This is a genomic window from Agrobacterium sp. 10MFCol1.1 (assembly GCF_000381165.1).
Taxonomy (GTDB): domain Bacteria; phylum Pseudomonadota; class Alphaproteobacteria; order Rhizobiales; family Rhizobiaceae; genus Agrobacterium; species Agrobacterium tumefaciens.
On record NZ_KB906089.1, the window covers coordinates 1 to 19,620 of the forward strand.

At 56.9% G+C, this 19,620-nt stretch carries 16 protein-coding genes, 1 tRNA gene and 1 pseudogene; 2 read left to right on the forward strand and 16 right to left on the reverse strand.

Annotated features, from left to right (window positions below; genetic code table 11):
• The 4 genes from F617_RS28570 to rpsL all read right to left on the reverse strand — a co-directional run.
• On the reverse strand, window positions 1–95 hold a 95-nt coding region (locus F617_RS28570), incomplete at its 3' end, for a GTP-binding protein (protein ID WP_018010120.1).
• A 66-nt stretch (window positions 96–161) separates the two neighbouring features.
• A complete protein-coding gene (gene fusA, locus F617_RS0126510) occupies window positions 162–2,261 on the reverse strand; it encodes an elongation factor G (protein ID WP_003519335.1) in 2,100 nt (699 codons plus the stop codon).
• 34 nt (window positions 2,262–2,295) lie between these two features.
• Complete coding sequence (gene rpsG, locus F617_RS0126515; RefSeq protein WP_003507761.1) at window positions 2,296–2,766, reverse strand: 30S ribosomal protein S7; 471 nt, start codon at window positions 2,764–2,766, stop codon at window positions 2,296–2,298.
• Window positions 2,767–2,843: 77 nt separating this feature from the next.
• Window positions 2,844–3,215 (reverse strand): 30S ribosomal protein S12, encoded by a 372-nt coding sequence (gene rpsL, locus F617_RS0126520; protein WP_003507760.1) that lies wholly within the window; start codon window positions 3,213–3,215, stop codon window positions 2,844–2,846.
• Between the two features lie 530 nt (window positions 3,216–3,745).
• On the opposite strand from rpsL, the gene F617_RS0126525 reads away from it, so the two are divergent.
• Complete coding sequence (locus F617_RS0126525) at window positions 3,746–4,039, forward strand: hypothetical protein (RefSeq protein ID WP_003519341.1); 294 nt, start codon at window positions 3,746–3,748, stop codon at window positions 4,037–4,039.
• Window positions 4,040–4,303: 264 nt separating this feature from the next.
• Entirely contained in the window at window positions 4,304–5,428 is a 1,125-nt protein-coding gene (locus F617_RS0126535) for a helix-turn-helix transcriptional regulator (RefSeq protein ID WP_081626797.1), read from the forward strand.
• A 100-nt stretch (window positions 5,429–5,528) separates the two neighbouring features.
• Here F617_RS0126535 and rpoC read toward each other — a convergent pair whose 3' ends face one another.
• The 12 genes and pseudogenes from rpoC to tuf form a co-directional block, all read right to left on the reverse strand.
• Window positions 5,529–9,734: a DNA-directed RNA polymerase subunit beta' gene (gene rpoC / locus F617_RS0126540; RefSeq protein WP_003519344.1), complete on the reverse strand. Its 4,206-nt coding sequence runs from the start codon at window positions 9,732–9,734 to the stop codon at window positions 5,529–5,531.
• Window positions 9,735–9,914: 180 nt separating this feature from the next.
• Window positions 9,915–14,051 carry a DNA-directed RNA polymerase subunit beta gene (gene rpoB / locus F617_RS0126545; protein WP_013636439.1) on the reverse strand — a complete coding sequence of 1,379 codons (4,137 nt, stop codon included), beginning with the start codon at window positions 14,049–14,051 and terminating at the stop codon, window positions 9,915–9,917.
• Window positions 14,052–14,115: 64 nt separating this feature from the next.
• Entirely contained in the window at window positions 14,116–14,283 is a 168-nt protein-coding gene (locus tag F617_RS28575; protein ID WP_153793990.1) for a hypothetical protein, read from the reverse strand.
• A gap of 29 nt (window positions 14,284–14,312) precedes the next feature.
• Window positions 14,313–14,690, reverse strand: coding sequence for a 50S ribosomal protein L7/L12 (gene rplL, locus F617_RS0126550; protein WP_003519347.1), 378 nt, complete (start codon window positions 14,688–14,690; stop codon window positions 14,313–14,315).
• A gap of 59 nt (window positions 14,691–14,749) precedes the next feature.
• Window positions 14,750–15,268, reverse strand: a complete 519-nt coding sequence (gene rplJ / locus F617_RS0126555; protein ID WP_003519348.1) for a 50S ribosomal protein L10 — start codon at window positions 15,266–15,268, stop codon at window positions 14,750–14,752.
• Between the two features lie 357 nt (window positions 15,269–15,625).
• Complete coding sequence (gene rplA, locus F617_RS0126560; RefSeq protein ID WP_026331088.1) at window positions 15,626–16,321, reverse strand: 50S ribosomal protein L1; 696 nt, start codon at window positions 16,319–16,321, stop codon at window positions 15,626–15,628.
• 2 nt (window positions 16,322–16,323) lie between these two features.
• Window positions 16,324–16,755, reverse strand: a complete 432-nt coding sequence (gene rplK, locus F617_RS0126565) for a 50S ribosomal protein L11 (protein ID WP_003519352.1) — start codon at window positions 16,753–16,755, stop codon at window positions 16,324–16,326.
• 144 nt (window positions 16,756–16,899) lie between these two features.
• Window positions 16,900–17,430, reverse strand: a complete 531-nt coding sequence (nusG, locus tag F617_RS0126570; protein ID WP_003519353.1) for a transcription termination/antitermination protein NusG — start codon at window positions 17,428–17,430, stop codon at window positions 16,900–16,902.
• A 21-nt stretch (window positions 17,431–17,451) separates the two neighbouring features.
• Window positions 17,452–17,652: a preprotein translocase subunit SecE gene (gene secE, locus F617_RS0126575; RefSeq protein ID WP_003507689.1), complete on the reverse strand. Its 201-nt coding sequence runs from the start codon at window positions 17,650–17,652 to the stop codon at window positions 17,452–17,454.
• A 184-nt stretch (window positions 17,653–17,836) separates the two neighbouring features.
• A tRNA-Trp gene (locus F617_RS0126580) sits at window positions 17,837–17,912 on the reverse strand.
• A gap of 241 nt (window positions 17,913–18,153) precedes the next feature.
• Complete coding sequence (locus tag F617_RS0126585; protein ID WP_019567411.1) at window positions 18,154–18,960, reverse strand: glycosyltransferase family 2 protein; 807 nt, start codon at window positions 18,958–18,960, stop codon at window positions 18,154–18,156.
• Window positions 18,961–19,305: 345 nt separating this feature from the next.
• Window positions 19,306–19,620: pseudogene (gene tuf, locus F617_RS27465) on the reverse strand (elongation factor Tu); the annotation flags it as partial.

Consider the following 19,620-nt stretch of genomic DNA (forward strand, 5'->3'; position numbering starts at 1 on the left):
ATCGCAGCAGTCAACGACGTCTTGCCGTGGTCGACGTGACCGATCGTGCCAATGTTGACGTGCGGCTTATTGCGCTCAAACTTGCTCTTTGCCATTAGTGGCTCTCCATTCTTGTCCCTTGAGGGGAATAATCTTCAAATCTCTGATGGGGCGTACCCCGATCACTTCTGACCGGAGTACTTTGCCTGGATTTCCTGCGCCACGTTCGACGGAACCGGCGAATAGTGATCGAACGTCATCGAGTACTGCGCGCGGCCCTGCGACATGGAGCGCAGGTTGTCGACGTACTTGAACATGTTCGCGAGCGGAACGTGTGCGCTGATCACGATGGTGATGCCACGCGATTCCTGACCCTGGATCTGACCGCGACGCGAGTTCAGATCGCCGATCACGTCACCGACGTAATCTTCAGGGGTGACGACTTCGACCTTCATCATCGGCTCGAGAAGCTGTGCACCAGCCTTCTTTGCTGCTTCACGGAAGCAGGCACGCGATGCGATTTCGAACGCCAGAACCGAGGAGTCGACATCGTGGTATGCGCCGTCGATTAGGGTCGCCTTGACGCCCAGCATCGGGAAGCCAGCGAGCGGACCGGAAGACAGAACGCTTTCGATACCCTTCTGAACGCCCGGGATGTATTCCTTCGGAACAGCACCGCCGACGATCTTGGATTCGAACTTGAATTCTTCGCCTTCAGGGTTCGGTTCGAAGATGATCTTCACGCGAGCAAACTGACCGGTACCACCGGACTGCTTCTTGTGCGTGTAGTCTTCTTCGTGCTGACGCGTGATGGTTTCGCGGTAGGCAACCTGCGGAGCACCGACGGTTGCTTCAACCTTGAACTCGCGACGCATACGGTCAACGAGGATGTCGAGGTGAAGTTCGCCCATGCCTGCGATGATCGTCTGACCGGATTCTTCATCCGTCTTGACGCGGAACGAAGGGTCTTCAGCAGCCAGGCGGTTGAGCGCCAGGCCCATCTTTTCCTGGTCGCCCTTGGTCTTCGGCTCGATGGCGATCTGGATGACCGGCTCGGGGAATTCCATGCGCTCGAGGATAACCGGCTTCAGCGGATCGCAGAGCGTATCGCCAGTGGTGGTTTCCTTGAGGCCAGCCAGAGCAACGATGTCGCCGGCAAAGGCTTCTTCGATGTCTTCACGGCTGTTGGAATGCATCTGCAGCATACGGCCGACGCGCTCGCGCTTGTCCTTGACCGTGTTGATGACCGACGTGCCCTTTTCGAGCTTGCCGGAGTAGATGCGGGCGAAGGTCAGCGAACCGACGAAGGGGTCGTTCATGATCTTGAACGCGAGCATGGAAAGCGGCTCGCTGTCATCGGCATGACGCTCGATTTCGGCTTCGGTCTTGAAGTCGATGCCCTTGATCGCGGGAATGTCCAGCGGCGAAGGCAGGTAGTCGACGACGGCGTCGAGAAGCGGCTGAACGCCCTTGTTCTTGAACGCGGTACCGCAGAACATCGGGTGGAACTTCACGTCGATGGTGCCGCGGCGAACGAGCGAACGGATCTTCTCGTTGTCGGGCATGATGCCGTTCAGGTAGTCTTCCATCGCTTCTTCGTCGATCTCGACAACGGTCTCGATCAGCTTTTCGCGATATTCTTCAGCCTTGGCCTTCATGTCTTCAGGAATTTCGACGACGTCCCACTGAGCGCCGAGCGATTCGTCGCGCCAGATGAGTGCGTTCATCTCGATCAGGTCGATAACGCCCTTGAACTCGGTCTCAGCGCCGATCGGCAGCTGCATGACAACGGCGGTAGCGCCGAGACGGGTCTTGATCATTTCTACCGAGCGGTAGAAGTCAGCACCGGTCTTGTCCATCTTGTTGCAGAAGATCATACGCGGAACGTTGTACTTCTCAGCCTGACGCCAGACGGTTTCCGTCTGCGGCTCTACACCGGCGTTGGCGTCGAGAAGAGCGATGGCACCGTCGAGAACGCGCAGCGAACGCTCGACTTCAATGGTGAAGTCAACGTGGCCGGGGGTGTCGATGATGTTGAAACGGCGCATCTTGCCATCGCGACCCTTCCAGAAGGTCGTGGTCGCAGCGGACGTGATGGTGATACCACGTTCCTGCTCCTGTTCCATCCAGTCCATCGTGGCAGCGCCATCATGAACTTCGCCGATCTTGTGCGACTTACCGGTGTAATAAAGAATACGCTCGGTGGTCGTCGTCTTACCGGCGTCGATATGCGCCATGATACCGAAATTGCGGTAGTCTTCGATTTTATATTCGCGAGCCATAATGGACTGCCTTTCGATATGCGACCGTTTAAGATTACCAGCGGTAATGCGAGAATGCGCGGTTTGCGTCGGCCATCTTGTGCGTGTCTTCACGCTTCTTGACGGCGGAACCGCGGTTGTTCGCAGCGTCCATGAGTTCGCCGGAAAGGCGATCGACCATGGTCGTTTCGTTACGCTTGCGAGCAGCAGTGATCAGCCAGCGGATGGCGAGAGCCTGACGGCGCTCCGGACGAACGTCGACCGGGACCTGATACGTAGCACCGCCAACGCGACGCGAACGCACTTCAACGTGCGGAGCAACGTTGTCGAGGGCGGAGTGGAACACGCCGAGCGGCTCCTGCTTCGTCTTGCCCTGAACGACGTCGAACGCGCCGTAAACGATGCTTTCCGCGACGGACTTCTTGCCATGAAGCATGATCGCATTCATGAACTTGGTGACGACCAGATCGCCGAACTTCGGGTCCGGGTTGATCTCACGCTTTTCTGCACTATGGCGACGGGACATATTCTTTGTCTCTCAATGTTATTGACGCTAAACCACGCGGAGAACCTCGCGCAGCGCCTGATTGTTGTTGCCGAAAATTACTTCGGACGCTTCGCACCGTACTTCGAACGGCGCTGCTTGCGGTTCTTGACGCCCTGGGTATCGAGAACACCGCGGATGATGTGGTAACGCACACCCGGCAAGTCCTTTACGCGGCCGCCGCGGATCATGACCACGGAGTGTTCCTGAAGGTTGTGACCTTCACCAGGAATGTAGCCGATGACTTCGAAGCCGTTGGTGAGGCGGATCTTGGCAACCTTACGCAGAGCCGAGTTCGGCTTCTTCGGGGTCGTCGTGTAAACGCGGGTGCAAACACCACGCTTCTGCGGGTTTTCCTGAAGTGCAGGAACCTTGTTGCGCTTTACCTGTGCCTGGCGGGGCTTACGGATCAGCTGGTTTACGGTAGGCATATAACCATCCCTTGCAAAAACTACTTTAGCCACCCTCACGGGTGGCGGCTATGCCGTTTCCGGCGACGAAGCACGCATATATCCTCATGCGCAAAACGTGGCCCGATCCGTTTTCACGGATGGACCACCAAGAGCAGAGGACGCCGGATGAGGCGTCTTGCGTGCAACATTCGTGTCTTCTACGTGCAATGAAGCTTCATTTGAGATGATGTCCGGGAAAAACGTTTCCGAACGGCCAGCACAGATAGAGGCTCCGATGGCGGGCGTACTACTGTTTTAGCCAGCTTTCGTCAAGGGCGAATCCGCATTTTGCGCTGGCACCCGAGGCCACAAAGCCTGCGCACAGGCCCTTTGCCCTCTCCTTCTAACATAAGTCACAGCCGGCAACAGCGATTTTGACCTCCGGCCTTTGGCTTTTCACAAAATCCGTCTATTGATTCCCTCAAGCGGGCCGGAGCTGGCACCGCCGCGCGCAAGACCGATTCCGTCCGGCCCGCATACTCCACAACGACATATCAAGGAACCGCGTCATGACCAACCTCCCCGACAACGACAACGGACGCGACGAGCCGATGGTCTTCATCGTCATCGGCAAGGCCTACGAACACGACAATTCCGAAGGCATCGACATCCACGTCATTCTGCGGGCACCGGACGACGACACCGCCGTACGCGAAACGCTGAACGCGCTTTCGGAGGAAGGTTTCATCGAAGCCGACCTCGACCAGATCGGCATGCTGACTGAAGTTCCGGACGAAGAGCCGCACGCTTCCGCCTATCAGGGCGCCCTGGAGGGCGAAGTCGCCATCATCCGTTTCGCCTGAGGGACCGCCCTCACCGCGACAAATGCGCCGCCACCGATAAAACGGCACCCGCCCACACCAGGGCGGTTGTCTTCCAGGACATGATGCCAAGGCCGAAATCTTGCGTGCCAGCCACCTTTTGCTGAGAAATACCTTGTTAATTTTCAATATATTAAGTCACTGATAGATTATATACTTTAAATATAATAGTATTATTTGTATTTCCGTTGAAATATACGAAGATCTAAGATTAAAGTGATCCCGACGCATGATTTTGGTGGCGGGTTGGATAATATATCTTCGACAGACATTATAGATGACATTTACGAGGCAGCACTTTTTCCCGATCGCTGGGCGAACGTGATAGCCGCAATCGGCCAACGGCTCGATTTCTGGGGCGGCGCGCTCACCTGGGGCAAAGGCGAGGATGAAGCATGGCTCTATCCGCCCAATTTCCAGGAGCTCATGCAAGCCTTCATGAAGGGCGGCTGGAACCACCGCAACGATCGCCTCACACGCGCTGTCCGCGAGGGCCAATTTTCCTTCGTGCATGATTTCGATATATTTACCCCTGACGAATGGGCGGGGCTACCAATCGTGCGCGATTTCCTGATGCCGCGTGGACTGGGATATGGGGTGGCAACGCAGGTTGCGCCGCCGGATCATCCCGAAATGACTCTCCTGTTCGAACGCAAGCTCGACAGAGGAGTCATTGGTCCGGAAACCATGGCGGCACTTGGCCGGCTGAGGCCGCATATCGCCCGCAGCCTCACCCTCGCAACAGGGCTGCAACGCCAAAAAGCAGATGCCATCACGCTCGGCCTCAACGCCATCGGTGCGCCGGCGGCGGTGCTCCAGGCAAGCGGACGCGTTCTTTCCACAAACAACCTGTTCGAGGCGACCAAAAAGTGTATTTCCACCCGCGCCCGCGACAGGATCTTGATCTTGGACGAGAGAATAAACCGGCTGCTCTACAAGGCGCTAGCCGGCGGCAGTGTCAGTTCCCTACCCCTGCCGACAAGCGAAGACAGGGTGTGCATCCTTCACGTCATACCGCTGCGCAAGGACGCGCTGGATTTATCCCCTAACGGCAGCGCCATCGTGCTGATATCGCAACCATCGGACACCGTTGCCGACGTCACGCCGCTTCTGAAGGGGTTATACGATCTCACCAAGGGCGAGGCCCGTGTCGCGCTGGAAATCCTGAAGGGCCTTTCACTTCCCTCCGTGGCAAAGCAACTTCAAATCTCGCACGAAACGGTTCGCAGCAACGCCAAGTCTATCTATGCAAAGACCGGCAGTACGGGCCAGACCGATCTCGTTCGCCGGCTTTCCGTTTTGACGCGCTACACCATCGGTGAGCAGGAAAAACCCCGAGATGGGACTGGCCATATGAAGGACCAGATCTGACCTTCTAACCCGACCAAAACAAAAAACGCCCGGATTACTCCGGGCGTTTTTTTACTGAACTTTGGCGGGGCTTCGTAAAGCCCCTGCCCTTGAGCAGACCTTATTCGGCCGGAGCCGGATCCGTCATGTCCTGCAGCATCTGTGTTGCAGAGCCTGCACCCGTACCCTTGCGGCGTTCCTCGAGAATGAGGTCGTCGCGCGAGGTGGCGATGCGGCGGATCTGCGTCATGGTGCCGCCGGTACCGGCCGGGATGAGGCGGCCGACGATGACGTTTTCCTTGAGGCCCTGCAGCGTATCCGTCTTGCCGGCGATCGCAGCTTCCGTGAGAACCTTGGTGGTTTCCTGGAACGATGCGGCCGAGATGAAGGACGGCGTCTGCAGCGACGCCTTGGTGATGCCGAGAAGAACCGGATCGCCATAAGCGGGCTTCTTGCCTTCTTCGATCAGGCGGTCGTTGTTGTCGTCAAGCTCGATACGATCGACATTGTCGCCAACGATGTAGTGGCTGTCGCCCGCATCGGTGATCTCGACCTTCTGCAGCATCTGGCGAACGATCACCTCGATGTGCTTGTCGTTGATCACAACGCCCTGCAGTCGGTAGACTTCCTGGATTTCGTTCACGAGGTAGGAAGCCAAAGCCTCTACGCCCTTGATTGCCAGAATGTCGTGCGGTGCCGGATTGCCGTCGAGAATGTATTCGCCCTTCTCGATGTAGTCGCCTTCCTGAAGATGGAAGGGCTTGCCCTTCGGGATCAGGTATTCGACCGGCTCGACGCCGTCTTCAGCAGGCTCAATCATCACGCGACGCTTGTTCTTGTAGTCGCGACCGAGGCGGATCGTACCATCGATCTCAGCGATGACAGCATGATCCTTCGGACGACGTGCTTCGAACAGTTCGGCAACGCGCGGCAGACCACCGGTGATGTCCTTGGTCTTGGCGCTTTCCAGCGGCGAACGTGCAAGCACGTCACCCTGGAAGACCTTCGAACCAGGCTCAACCGACAGGATCGCGTCCACGGAGAGGTGGAAGCGGGCTTCGCCACCGCGGCTAAGCTTTGCGACAGCGCCGGAAGCATCCTTGATGATGATCGCGGGCTTGAGGTCCGAACCACGCGGCGTCGAACGCCAGTCAATGACCTGACGCTTGGTGATGCCGGTGGATTCGTCGGTGGCTTCCAGAACGGAAAGACCGTCGACGAGGTCCTCGAAGTGAACGGTACCTTCCACTTCCGTCATCATCGGACGGGTGTAGGGGTCCCACTCTGCAAGACGCTGACCGCGTTTTACCTTGTCGCCGTCATCGACGAAGATCTTCGAACCATAAGCGACACGCTGCGAGGAACGTTCCACGCCGCGCTCATCGAGAATGGTGACCGACATGTTACGGCCCATTGCGATGAGAACGCCATCGGAGTTCCGCAGGATGTTGCGGTTCTTGATCTGGATCGTGCCTTCATACGAAGCTTCCAGGAACGACTGGTCAACCACGTTTGCCGTACCGCCAAGGTGGAAGGTACGCATGGTGAGCTGCGTGCCCGGTTCACCGATCGACTGTGCGGCGATGACGCCAACGGCTTCGCCCATGTTGACCGGAGTACCGCGAGCAAGGTCACGACCGTAGCAGACGCCGCAAACGCCGACCTGCACTTCGCAGGTCAGTGCCGAGCGGATACGGACGGACTGGATGCCAGCCTTCTCGATGATCGCAACGTCGGCTTCGTCGATCAACGTTCTGGCCTTGACGATGTTTTCGCCAGTTACCGGATTGTCGATGTCATCAAGAGCCGTACGGCCGAGGATACGTGCGCCGAGCGAGGCAACGACCTGACCGGCATCAACGATGGCGGTCATGGTGAGGCCCTTGTCGGTGCCGCAATCCACGGAGTTCACGATGCAATCCTGTGCCACGTCGACGAGACGGCGGGTAAGGTAACCCGAGTTCGCCGTCTTCAAGGCGGTGTCTGCAAGACCCTTACGGGCACCGTGGGTCGAGTTGAAGTACTCGTTAACGGTCAGGCCTTCCTTGAAGTTCGAGATGATCGGCGTCTCGATGATTTCACCCGAGGGCTTGGCCATCAGGCCGCGCATGCCGCCCAGCTGACGCATCTGGTTCGGTGAACCGCGGGCGCCCGAATGGCTCATCATGTAGATGGAGTTCATCGGCTTCTGGCGGCCCGTTTCCGGGTCGAATTCCACAGCCTTGATGCGCGCCATCATTTCTTCGGCGACCTTTTCGGTTGCCTTACCCCAGGCGTCGACAACCTTGTTGTACTTTTCGCCCTGAGTGATGAGACCGTCGTTATACTGCTGTTCGTATTCCTTCACCAAGGCTTCGGTGTCACCGACGATCTTAACCTTGCTGTCCGGAATGACCATGTCGTCCTTGCCGAACGAAATACCGGCGCGGCAAGCGTGAGCAAAGCCGAGCTGCATGATCCGGTCGCAGAAGATGACCGTGTCTTTCTGGCCGCAATGACGGTAGACCGTGTCGATCATCTTGGAGATGTTCTTCTTGGTCATTTCCTGGTTGCAGACGTCGAACGGCACGTTGACGTTCTTCGGCAGAAGTTCGCCAATCAGCATACGGCCAGGAGTCGTTTCATGGATCTTGGAAACCGGCTTGCCATCAGCATCCACGGTCTTGAAGCGACCACGGATCTTGGCATGCAGTGTCACGACCTTGTTTTCAAGCGCGTGATGCAATTCGCCGATGTCCGAGAAGGCCATGCCTTCGCCGGGCTCGTTCTGGTTCATGATCGACAGGTAATACAGGCCGAGAACCATGTCCTGCGAAGGAACGATGATCGGATGGCCGTTTGCCGGATGCAGGATGTTGTTGGTCGACATCATCAGCACGCGGGCTTCAAGCTGGGCTTCAAGCGACAGCGGCACGTGAACGGCCATCTGGTCGCCGTCGAAGTCGGCGTTGAAAGCCGTGCAGACGAGCGGATGCAGCTGAATGGCCTTGCCTTCAACCAGCATGGGTTCGAAGGCCTGGATACCCAGACGGTGCAGCGTCGGTGCGCGGTTCAGAAGGACCGGATGCTCGCGGATGACCTCGTCGAGGATATCCCAAACTTCAGGCTTTTCCTTTTCAACCAGCTTCTTGGCCTGCTTGACGGTCGAGGAGTAACCCTTGGCGTCGAGGCGGGCATAGATGAACGGCTTGAACAGCTCGAGCGCCATCTTCTTCGGCAGGCCGCACTGGTGCAGCTTCAGCTCCGGACCGGTCACGATGACCGAACGGCCTGAATAGTCGACGCGCTTGCCGAGAAGGTTCTGGCGGAAGCGGCCCTGCTTGCCCTTGAGCATGTCGGACAGCGACTTCAGCGGACGCTTGTTCGCACCCGTGATGACGCGACCGCGACGGCCGTTATCGAACAGCGCATCGACGGATTCCTGCAACATACGCTTTTCGTTGCGGATGATGATACCAGGCGCGCGAAGCTCGATCAGGCGCTTCAGACGGTTGTTACGGTTGATGACGCGGCGATAGAGATCGTTAAGGTCGGACGTCGCGAAACGGCCACCATCCAGCGGAACCAGCGGACGAAGGTCCGGCGGAATAACCGGAACGACCTTCATGATCATCCACTCAGGACGATTGCCGGATTCCATGAAGTTCTCAACGATCTTGAGACGCTTCATGAACTTCTTCTGCTTGAGATCCGAGGTGGTCTCGGCAAGCTCGGCACGCAGGTCGCCGGCGATCTTTTCGAGGTTCATCGAAGCCAGCATCTCGTAGATGGCTTCAGCGCCGATCATGGCGGTGAACTGGTCTTCGCCGAACTCGTCAACTGCGATCATGTACTCTTCCTCGGACAGAAGCTGGTTCTGCTTCATCGAGGTGAGGCCGGGTTCGGTGACGATGTAGTTCTCGAAATAGAGAACGCGTTCGACATCCTTCAGCGTCATGTCGAGCAAGGTCGAGATACGCGAGGGAAGCGACTTCAGGAACCAGATATGGGCAACGGGCGCCGCGAGCTCGATATGGCCCATGCGCTCACGGCGAACGCGCGACAGCGTAACTTCAACGCCGCACTTTTCGCAGATGATGCCCTTGTACTTCATGCGCTTGTACTTGCCGCACAGGCATTCGTAGTCCTTGATAGGTCCGAAAATGCGCGCGCAGAAGAGACCATCGCGTTCCGGCTTGAACGTACGATAGTTGATGGTTTCCGGCTTCTTGATCTCGCCGTAGGACCACGACAGGATTTTTTCCGGCGAAGCGATCGAAATCCGGATGGAATCGAAATGCTGCGCAGGCACCTGAGGATTGAAAAGATTCATGACCTCTTGGTTCATGCCTTGTCTCCTTGAGAGGCTAGCTGCTGCCCCTGTTTGCATCTGGACCGGCTTCTTCCCGGGTCACCGTCCAGAGCTTTAAATACGGATTAACCGCACAATGCGGCGAAAGTGTCCCGCGGCAACCATTGGTCGCCGGGGAACCGGCAGGCGCCAACACGGCGCCCGCCTCTCTCATCTTTATTCCGCTGCGTCGGGCAGCTGATCCTCGGGCTGGGTCTCGACCTTCGAGTTCTCCAGTTCGACCGAAAGACCGAGCGACCGCATTTCCTTGACGAGAACGTTGAAGCTCTCGGGGATACCGGCCTCGAAGGTATCGTCGCCACGGACGATCGCCTCGTAGACCTTGGTGCGGCCCGCCACGTCGTCCGACTTGACGGTGAGCATTTCCTGCAGCGTGTAAGCCGCACCGTATGCTTCCAGAGCCCAGACTTCCATTTCCCCGAAGCGCTGTCCGCCGAACTGCGCCTTGCCGCCCAGCGGCTGCTGGGTAACGAGCGAGTAAGGACCGATCGAGCGAGCGTGGATCTTGTCGTCAACAAGGTGGTTCAGCTTGATCATGTACATGTAGCCGACGGTGACCTTGCGGTCGAAAGGCTCGCCGGTACGACCGTCATAAAGAACGGACTGACCGGATTCATGCAGACCTGCCTTCTTCAGCATCGCGGCAACGTCGGGTTCATGCGCACCGTCGAAGACCGGGGTCGCGATGGAAACACCGCGCTTGGCTTCTTCGGCAAGCTTGACCAGCGACTCGTCGTCGAAGCGCTTTACCTCGTCATGCGATTCACTCGCATAGATTTCGGTAAGCTCCGTGCGAAGCTCGCTGATGTCCATCGTCTTGCGATACTCTTCGAGCATCTCGCCGATCTTCTTGCCCATACCGGCGCATGCCCATGCGAGGTGGGTTTCGAGGATCTGGCCGACGTTCATGCGCGAAGGCACGCCGAGCGGGTTCAAGCAGATGTCGACATGCGTGCCGTCTTCGAGGAACGGCATGTCCTCGACAGGAACGATACGCGAGACGACGCCCTTGTTACCGTGACGGCCGGCCATCTTGTCGCCCGGCTGGATCTTGCGCTTCACAGCGACGAAGACCTTGACCATCTTCATGACGCCAGGAGGCATTTCATCGCCGCGCTGGACCTTCTCGACCTTATCCATGAAGCGCTGTTCAAGGCGCGACTTGGATTCGTCGTACTGGCCGCGAAGTGCTTCCAGTTCGGACTGGGCCTTCTCGTCTTCGACTGCAAACATCCACCACTGCGAGCGGGGATATTCGGAGACGACGGCGTTGGAAAGCTCGACGCCCTTCTTGAAGCCCTTCGGACCGGCGATGGAAACGTGACCACGCAGCATGTCGATCAGGCGGCCGTAGACGTTACGGTCGAGAATTGCTTGTTCGTCGTCGCGGTCCTTTGCCAGACGTTCGATCTCTTCGCGCTCGATTGCCATCGCGCGCTCATCCTTCTCCACACCGTGACGGTTGAAGACGCGGACTTCCACAACGGTACCAAACGTGCCCGGAGGCATGCGCATGGAGGTGTCGCGAACGTCGGAAGCCTTTTCACCGAAGATGGCGCGCAAAAGCTTTTCTTCCGGCGTCATCGGGCTTTCGCCCTTCGGCGTGATCTTGCCGACGAGGATATCGCCCGGCTGAACTTCCGCACCGATGTAAACGATACCGGCTTCGTCGAGGTTCTTCAGCGCTTCTTCCGAAACGTTCGGAATGTCGCGCGTGATTTCTTCCGGACCAAGCTTCGTGTCACGCGCCATCACTTCGAATTCTTCGATGTGGATGGAGGTGAACACGTCGTCGGAAACGATACGTTCCGACATCAGGATCGAGTCTTCGTAGTTGTAGCCGTTCCAGGGCATGAACGCGACGAGCGCGTTACGGCCGAGCGCCAGATCGCCGAGGTCGGTCGACGGACCATCAGCGATGATGTCACCCTTGGAGATGATGTCACCGACAGCGACCAGCGGACGCTGGTTGACGCAGGTGTTCTGGTTCGAACGCTGGAACTTCTGCAGACGGTAGATATCGACGCCCGACTTGCCGGCATCGAGTTCTTCCGTAGCGCGGATAACGATACGGGTCGCATCCACCTGGTCGACGACACCGCCGCGGCGAGCCGCGATGGCAGCGCCGGAGTCACGGGCGACGATCGGTTCCATGCCTGTGCCGACGAACGGCGCTTCCGCCCGCAGAAGCGGAACGGCCTGACGCTGCATGTTCGAGCCCATGAGAGCGCGGTTGGCGTCGTCGTTTTCCAGGAACGGAATGAGAGCCGCTGCGACCGAAACGAGCTGCTTCGGCGAAACGTCCATCAGGTTAATGTTGTCGCGCGGTGCGAGCATAACTTCGCCCGAGTGACGGCAAACAACGAACTCTTCAGTGAAGGCGCCTTCGCCATCGAGCTCGGCATTGGCCTGTGCGACGTAGTACTTGGCCTCTTCCATAGCGGAGAGGTAGATAACGTCGGTCGTCACCTTGCCGTCGATGATCTTGCGGTACGGGCTTTCGATGAAGCCGTACTTGTTGACGCGGGCAAAGGTGGCAAGCGAGTTGATCAGACCGATGTTCGGGCCTTCCGGCGTTTCGATCGGGCAAATACGGCCGTAGTGGGTCGGATGAACGTCGCGGACTTCGAAGCCGGCGCGCTCACGGGTCAGACCACCCGGTCCAAGAGCCGAAAGACGGCGCTTGTGGGTGATTTCCGAAAGCGGGTTCACCTGGTCCATGAACTGCGACAGCTGCGAGGAACCGAAGAATTCGCGAACGGCGGCAGCTGCCGGCTTCGCATTGATCAGGTCCTGCGGCATCACGGTGTCGATTTCGATCGAGGACATACGTTCCTTGATCGCACGTTCCATGCGCAGAAGGCCCAGGCGGTACTGGTTTTCCATCAGCTCGCCGACCGAACGAACACGGCGGTTGCCGAGGTTGTCGATGTCGTCGATTTCGCCCTTGCCGTCGCGCAGTTCGACCAGCATCTTGACGACAGCGAGGATGTCTTCCTTGCGCAGCGTGCGCACGGTGTCTTCCGCGTCGAGGTCGAGACGCATGTTCATCTTCACGCGGCCAACAGCCGAGAGATCATAACGTTCTGCATCGAAGAACAGCGAGTTGAACATCGCTTCTGCCGAATCCATGGTCGGCGGCTCACCCGGACGCATGACGCGGTAGATGTCGAACAGCGCTTCCTGGCGGTTCTGGTTCTTGTCCGCATGCAGCGTGTTGCGGATATAGGCGCCAACATTGACGTGGTCGATGTTGAGAACCGGAATCTCGTCAAAGCCGGACTGAAGAATGAGGCCAAGCGTCTTTTCGTCGATTTCGTCGCCGGCTTCGAGATAGATCTCACCCGTCGAGTAGTTGACGATGTCTTCGGCAAGGAAGTTGCCGTAGAGGTCTTCGTCAGTCGCCTTAAGTGCCTTCAGGCCCTTGTCGACGAGCTGGCGGATAAGACGCGGAGTCAGCTTCTTGCCACCTTCGACAACGACTTCACCGGTGTCGGCGTCGATCATGTCGGTGATGACCTTGGCATTCTTCAGCGTTTCAGGCTGGAACGGAATGCGCCAGCCATCGCCGGAGCGCTCGTAGGAAGCCTTGCTGTAGAACGTCGACAGGATTTCTTCACCATCCATGCCAAGCGCCATCAGGAGCGAGGTCACGGGTAGCTTGCGGCGACGGTCGATACGCGCATAGACGATGTCCTTGGCGTCGAACTCGATGTCGAGCCAGGAACCGCGATACGGGATGACGCGGGCAGCGAACAGAAGCTTGCCGGAAGAATGGCTCTTGCCCTTGTCGTGGTCAAAGAATACGCCCGGCGAACGGTGCATCTGCGAAACGATGACGCGCTCTGTACCGTTGACGATGAACGTGCCGTTATTGGTCATGAGCGGCATGTCGCCCATGTATACGGACTGTTCCTTGATGTCCTTGATGGACTTCGCGCCTGTATCCTCGTCGATATCGAACACGATGAGGCGCAGCGTCACTTTCAGCGGCGCTGCGTAGGTCAGATCGCGCTGACGGCATTCCTCGACGTCAAACTTCGGCGCTTCGAATTCGTAAGATACGAATTCGAGCATGGATGCGCCGGAAAAATCGGTGATCGGGAATACGGATTTGAATACGGCATTCAATCCCTCGTCGGGACGGCCACCCTTGGGCTCGTCAACCATGAGAAACTGGTCATACGAAGCCTTCTGAACCTCGATGAGGTTCGGCATTTCCGCTACTTCTGGAATTTTGCCGAAAAACTTGCGTACGCGCCTGCGACCGTTAAACGAAAGGGTCTGAGCCATCGTCGCTCCTTTAAAATTGCATCCGGGCCTGCAACGGACGGGAACCGATGGCCAGTCGATCCCGTCAAGCAATGGGTGTCATCAATCTCGTTCCACATCCCGGATCGATCAGGCCGGATTGCCTAGATGAGCCGGTTCGGAACCATTCTCTTGAAGAACCCATTACCCAAAAGCCATTTTCACGCGGCTTTTGGGTAATAAGTTTTAAAACGATGACGACGGAAAGGGGCATGAAGCCCCTTCCCGCCAGCAATCGCAAGATTACTTAACGTCGACCTTGGCGCCAGCGTCTTCAAGCTTCTTCTTGAGGTCAGCAGCTTCAGCCTTGGAAACAGCTTCCTTGACAGCCTTCGGAGCGCCTTCAACGAGGTCCTTAGCTTCCTTCAGGCCGAGACCCGTGATAGCGCGGACTTCCTTGATGACGTTGATCTTGTTGGCGCCAGCGTCAACCAGGATCACGTCGAATTCGGTCTTTTCTTCTTCAACGACAGCAGCAGCGCCAGCACCGCCAGCAGCAGCAACAGCTACCGGAGCAGCGGCGGAAACGCCCCACTTTTCTTCGAGAAGCTTCGACAGTTCTGCAGCTTCCAGAACGGTCAGGGTGGAGAGGTCTTCAACGATCTTTGCGAGATCAGCCATTTTGATAGTTCCTTTTGTTCAGTTCGAACCAGTTTGAATAATTACAGCGAAAAACCGCCTTAAGCGGCTTCGTCCTTCTTGGCGTAAGCCGAGAACACCCGTGCAAGCTGGCTTGCAGGTGCTGCGACAACCGTGGCGACGCGAGTTGCCGGGGCGTTGAGTAGGCCCAGCAGCTTTGCGCGCAGCTCGTCCAGCGAAGGCAGGGTCGCAAGCGACTTGACTGCTTCGGCGTTGAGCGTGGTTGCGCCCATGGAACCGCCGAGAACAACGACTTTATCGTTGGTCTTTGCGAAATCCATGACGACTTTCGGAGCAATCATAGGGTCGACGCTGTATGCAATCAGCGTCTGGCCCTTGAAGAGATCTGTCATCCCTTCCGACTCCGTGCCCTGAAGAGCGATCTTGGCCAGGCGGTTCTTCGCGACCTTGACGGTGCCTCCGGCAGCGCGCATTTTCGAACGGAAGTCGTTCATTTGCGCAACGGTGACACCAGCATAGTGGGCCACGACAACCGAACCGGAAGCCTTGAAGACTTCGTTCAGCTCCGTGACGAATTCGCGTTTTTCCGCTCTTTCCACTGTCTGTCTCCAGTAGACGGGGCCACATAAGTGTGAACCCGTCGGGTTTGCCTTTGCCCCAAGGGACCTTTTTACAAAGATCCCGAGCGACGCTCGAGGATCCTGTCCCCCGCTCTGTCGCCGCAAACGGCTTCAGGCACAGGCACACCAGGTTCGAACCGGACAGTCAGGCATCTGCGATGCCTCAAATCCAGCCTCACCCGTCTCATGCAGGTTGAATGATTAAGGCCAAACCCCGAAGGACATGGCCACCCGCAATCTCGGACAGGAGTTCCGGGTTTCCCCGGAAATCTCCGGCTCCCTGAGAGCCGGAAATTCTTTTAATCACGCTCCCCGACAGGGAAGCACGAGAATTGATTAAGCCGTAACCGACGAAGGCTCGATCTTGACGCCCGGACCCATGGTCGAGGAGATGGCAACGCGCTTGACGTAGTTGCCCTTGGCACCCGTCGGCTTTGCCTTGATGACCGCATCGGCGAAAGCCTTGATGTTTTCTTCAAGAGCCTTGGCGTCGAACGAAGCCTTGCCAATACCAGCGTGTACGATACCGGCCTTTTCGACGCGGAACTCGACAGCGCCGCCCTTGGACGCCTTGACGGCGCCGGCAACATCCATCGTCACCGTACCGACCTTCGGGTTCGGCATCATGCCACGCGGGCCGAGTACCTTGCCGAGACGGCCGACGAGCGGCATCATGTCCGGGGTCGCGATGCAACGATCGAAGTCGATCTTGCCGCTCTGAACGATTTCAACCAGCTCTTCTGCGCCAACAACGTCAGCACCAGCAGCCGTGGCTTCATCAGCCTTGGCGCCACGTGCAAAAACGGCGACGCGAACGTCACGGCCCGTGCCGTTCGGCAGGTTGACAACGCCGCGAACCATCTGGTCCGCATGGCGCGGGTCAACGCCGAGGTTCATCGAAACTTCAACGGTTTCGTCGAACTTGGCGACTGCACGTTCCTTGACCATCGAAATGGCGTCGGTGAGAACGTAGAGCTTGTTAGGATCCACACCTTCGCGGATCTTCTGAATACGCTTTGCTACCTTGGCCATGATCAACCTACTACTTCCAGGCCCATGGCGCGGGCAGAGCCCTCAACCATTGCCATTGCGCCTTCGATATCGGCAGCATTCAGATCCTTCATCTTGGCTTCAGCGATCGTCTTGACCTGAGCCTTGGTGATGGAGCCAACCTTGGCGCCCTTACCAGGCGTCTTGGAGCCGGAGGTGATCTTCGCTTCCTTCTTCAGCCAATAGGTCATCGGCGGCTGCTTCATGACGAAGGTGAAGGACTTGTCCTGGTAATAGGTGATGACGACCGGAATCGGCATACCCTTTTCCATTTCCTGCGTGGCGGCATTGAACGCCTTGCAGAATTCCATGATGTTGATGCCGCGCTGACCAAGTGCAGGACCGATCGGCGGGGACGGATTGGCCGACCCTGCCTTCACCTGCAGCTTGAGCTGGCCCATAACTTTCTTAGCCATATCTCTCTGCCTTTCAATTCAAACCGGTTTCCCGGCTTCTCTCTAGCCGGATCGCTCCGGCGGCTGCGGTTGCGTGGTGCGGCGCCCTGCCCCGGCTATGGGAGCCCGTTTGCCTTCCACGCGATTGGGGTTTCACCCCTCCAGTCAGACCTTCTCGACCTGACTGTATTCCAGCTCGACCGGCGTAGCGCGGCCGAAAATCGAAACTTCCACCTTCAGGCGCGAACGCTCTTCGTCGACATCCTGAACAACGCCGTTGAACGACGCGAACGGACCATCGGAAACGCGAACCTGCTCGCCGACCTCGAACGAAACCGAAGACTTCGGACGCTCGACGCCTTCCTGAACCTGACCGAGGATACGATCGGCTTCATAATCCGGAATCGGAACAGGCTTATTGTCCGAACCGAGGAAACCGGTCACCTTCGGCGTGTTCTTGATGAGATGATAAGCCTCATCCGTCAGGTTGGCGCGCACAAGCACGTAACCTGGAAAGAACTTGCGCTCGCTGTCGACCTTGCGGCCACGACGCACCTCGACAACCTTTTCGGTCGGAACGAGGATTTTCTCAAAAAGATGATCAAGACCCTTCTGACGAGCCTTCTCTTCGATCGACTCAGCGACCTTCTTTTCGAAATTCGAATATGCGTGAACGATATACCAGCGCGCTGCCATTTTTATTCTCCGTTCAATCCGTTACCGGCCGACGTTCAGCACGAGGCTAAGCACCCAGCCGATGAGCTGGTCAGCAGCAAAAAAGAACAGAGCCGCAAAAATGACCATCACAAGCACCATAGCCGTCGAAATCATGGTCTCGCGGCGCGACGGCCAAGTGATTTTAGACGCTTCGGCGCGAACCTGCTGCAGAAACGTAAACGGATTGGTTTTGGATGCCATTGACTGCCCACGCAATTACGGCGCGTAAAGCCGAACTAATCAGCCCCACGCACCGCGTGTCTGTTTTGACCTTACATAAACACCGATTCCAGTTTTAACAAGAGGAAATCGACATTCGGCGAAATTCGCCGGAAAACCGGCACCCATCTGCCATGCAGCGAAGACCGCGCTTGCGGATGGAAAGTGGCAGGGGCAGTAAGGCTCGAACTTACGACCTGCGGTTTTGGAGACCGCCGCTCTACCAACTGAGCTATACCCCTTTAACACCTTAGCCGACCACGAAAATCACTTGGCCGCTTCGGTATGCGTTCCCTTTAAGGCGCACGGAAAAGAATGGCAAGCGCTTTTTATTCGCTTTCGGAAGAAACTGTTGACGCCCTCCCCGCCACGTTTTTTCCTCGGCCGCTTAACCGGTTACCCCCAAGCCCGTCACCTCAACGAACCCCTTTGCGGCATCCGAATGCGCTGGTTTGATACCTTTCGCAACCGACCTTTAATCTATTACGGCTCAAGCGCACTGCGATCGGACCTGATCAACTGACGCTCCCGATACTTGCGCTTGAAGTGAGCGACGTTGCGCGTCACCGAACGCCGCCATTTACGGACTGTCGCCAGCGAAAAGAATCTGTCGAGCTCTTGCGCCACACCGCGCCAACCACGGCGTTTCTTAAGACCATAATTGCTGCGGCCAAATCCCGAATGGCTGACGCCGGTTTCGGCCAACCACGCCATGATCGCGCCCTGATCCTTATAAAAGATACTAATTTCCGCCTCTGTCCGGAAACCCGAATAACCTTGCGGTAGTTTTTTATAGCAGGACAACCGCTTGACAGTCGGATTGAAGGTGAAGCTATGCCAGACACGATGCGCGGTCGGCGGTATTCGCCAATACCCTAAATCTTCAACTGCCTGCGCCTTGCGTCGAATGTCACGGGGCATGTCGTCATCGGTTCTGAGTTGAACGAGCGCCACTTGCGGGTCCCGCTTCAGTATTTCGATGCCCCTGCCCACAACCTTAGAAACAGGAAATGCCCAGTCGTCTTCGAGATGCAGGATGTAAGGGGTTTGCACTTCCGAATATGCCCGGTCGATAGAGCGGTGCTGCCCAATGTTGATGCCGTTCAAAATGACGCGGATCGGTTGCTCTGGATACCGCGCCGGAATCGCCCACACCGATTCGTCGTCAGAGTCCTCGATAATGATAAATTCCCGCAGCGGGTAATCATTAGTAGAGAAGAAGCTATCGAGAGTTCCGATGAGAAGATCAGGTCGGCGGCAGCTGGTGAGCACAACAGTTAAATCGGACATGAAGTCGTCTCGGAAGAAAACCGGCCGACGAAAACAAGCCAGCCAAGCGCTAATTAATATAGTTTCATCTACGTCAAACGAGTTACAGACGAATTACGTCGATAAATACAAATATAATTACATAGTAATAAATCATAAATTACAATTATCTTAAATATAGCGCATAATATACGGATAAAATAAGTAAAATATTAGAATTTATACTCACATAATAAAATTATACGAATCTTTCAACTATATAAATTTACAAAAATCGATTTTTACATAAAAAAAACGGCGGTGCCGAAGACACCGCCGTTTTAGAACTAGATTTTTAAATCCGGCGAAACCGCCGTCTGTCGAAGATTACTCGACGATAGAAGCGACGATGCCGGCGCCGACGGTACGGCCGCCTTCGCGGATAGCGAAGCGCAGCTTTTCTTCCATCGCGATCGGAACGATCAGCTCGACTTCAACAGTCACGTTGTCGCCAGGCATAACCATTTCCGTGCCTTCTGGAAGCGAAACGATACCGGTAACGTCAGTCGTACGGAAGTAGAACTGCGGACGGTAGTTCGTGAAGAACGGCGTATGACGGCCGCCTTCTTCCTTCGTCAGGATGTAGGCTTCTGCCATGAACTTCTTGTGCGGCTTGACCGAACCCGGCTTGCACAGGATCTG

Bases quoted from the DNA above. Each gene is read 5' to 3' on its own strand.
- fusA (WP_003519335.1), bottom strand. From the start codon at position 2,261: ATGGCTCGCGAATATAAAATCGAAGACTACCGCAATTTCGGTATCATG.
- rpsG (WP_003507761.1), bottom strand. From the start codon at position 2,766: ATGTCCCGTCGCCATAGTGCAGAAAAGCGTGAGATCAACCCGGACCCG.
- rpsL (WP_003507760.1), bottom strand. From the start codon at position 3,215: ATGCCTACCGTAAACCAGCTGATCCGTAAGCCCCGCCAGGCACAGGTA.
- F617_RS0126525 (WP_003519341.1), top strand. From the start codon at position 3,746: ATGACCAACCTCCCCGACAACGACAACGGACGCGACGAGCCGATGGTC.
- rpoC (WP_003519344.1), bottom strand. From the start codon at position 9,734: ATGAACCAAGAGGTCATGAATCTTTTCAATCCTCAGGTGCCTGCGCAG.
- rpoB (WP_013636439.1), bottom strand. From the start codon at position 14,051: ATGGCTCAGACCCTTTCGTTTAACGGTCGCAGGCGCGTACGCAAGTTT.
- F617_RS28575 (WP_153793990.1), bottom strand. From the start codon at position 14,283: ATGCCCCTTTCCGTCGTCATCGTTTTAAAACTTATTACCCAAAAGCCG.
- rplL (WP_003519347.1), bottom strand. From the start codon at position 14,690: ATGGCTGATCTCGCAAAGATCGTTGAAGACCTCTCCACCCTGACCGTT.
- rplA (WP_026331088.1), bottom strand. From the start codon at position 16,321: ATGGCCAAGGTAGCAAAGCGTATTCAGAAGATCCGCGAAGGTGTGGAT.
- rplK (WP_003519352.1), bottom strand. From the start codon at position 16,755: ATGGCTAAGAAAGTTATGGGCCAGCTCAAGCTGCAGGTGAAGGCAGGG.
- nusG (WP_003519353.1), bottom strand. From the start codon at position 17,430: ATGGCAGCGCGCTGGTATATCGTTCACGCATATTCGAATTTCGAAAAG.
- secE (WP_003507689.1), bottom strand. From the start codon at position 17,652: ATGGCATCCAAAACCAATCCGTTTACGTTTCTGCAGCAGGTTCGCGCC.
- F617_RS0126585 (WP_019567411.1), bottom strand. From the start codon at position 18,960: ATGTCCGATTTAACTGTTGTGCTCACCAGCTGCCGCCGACCTGATCTT.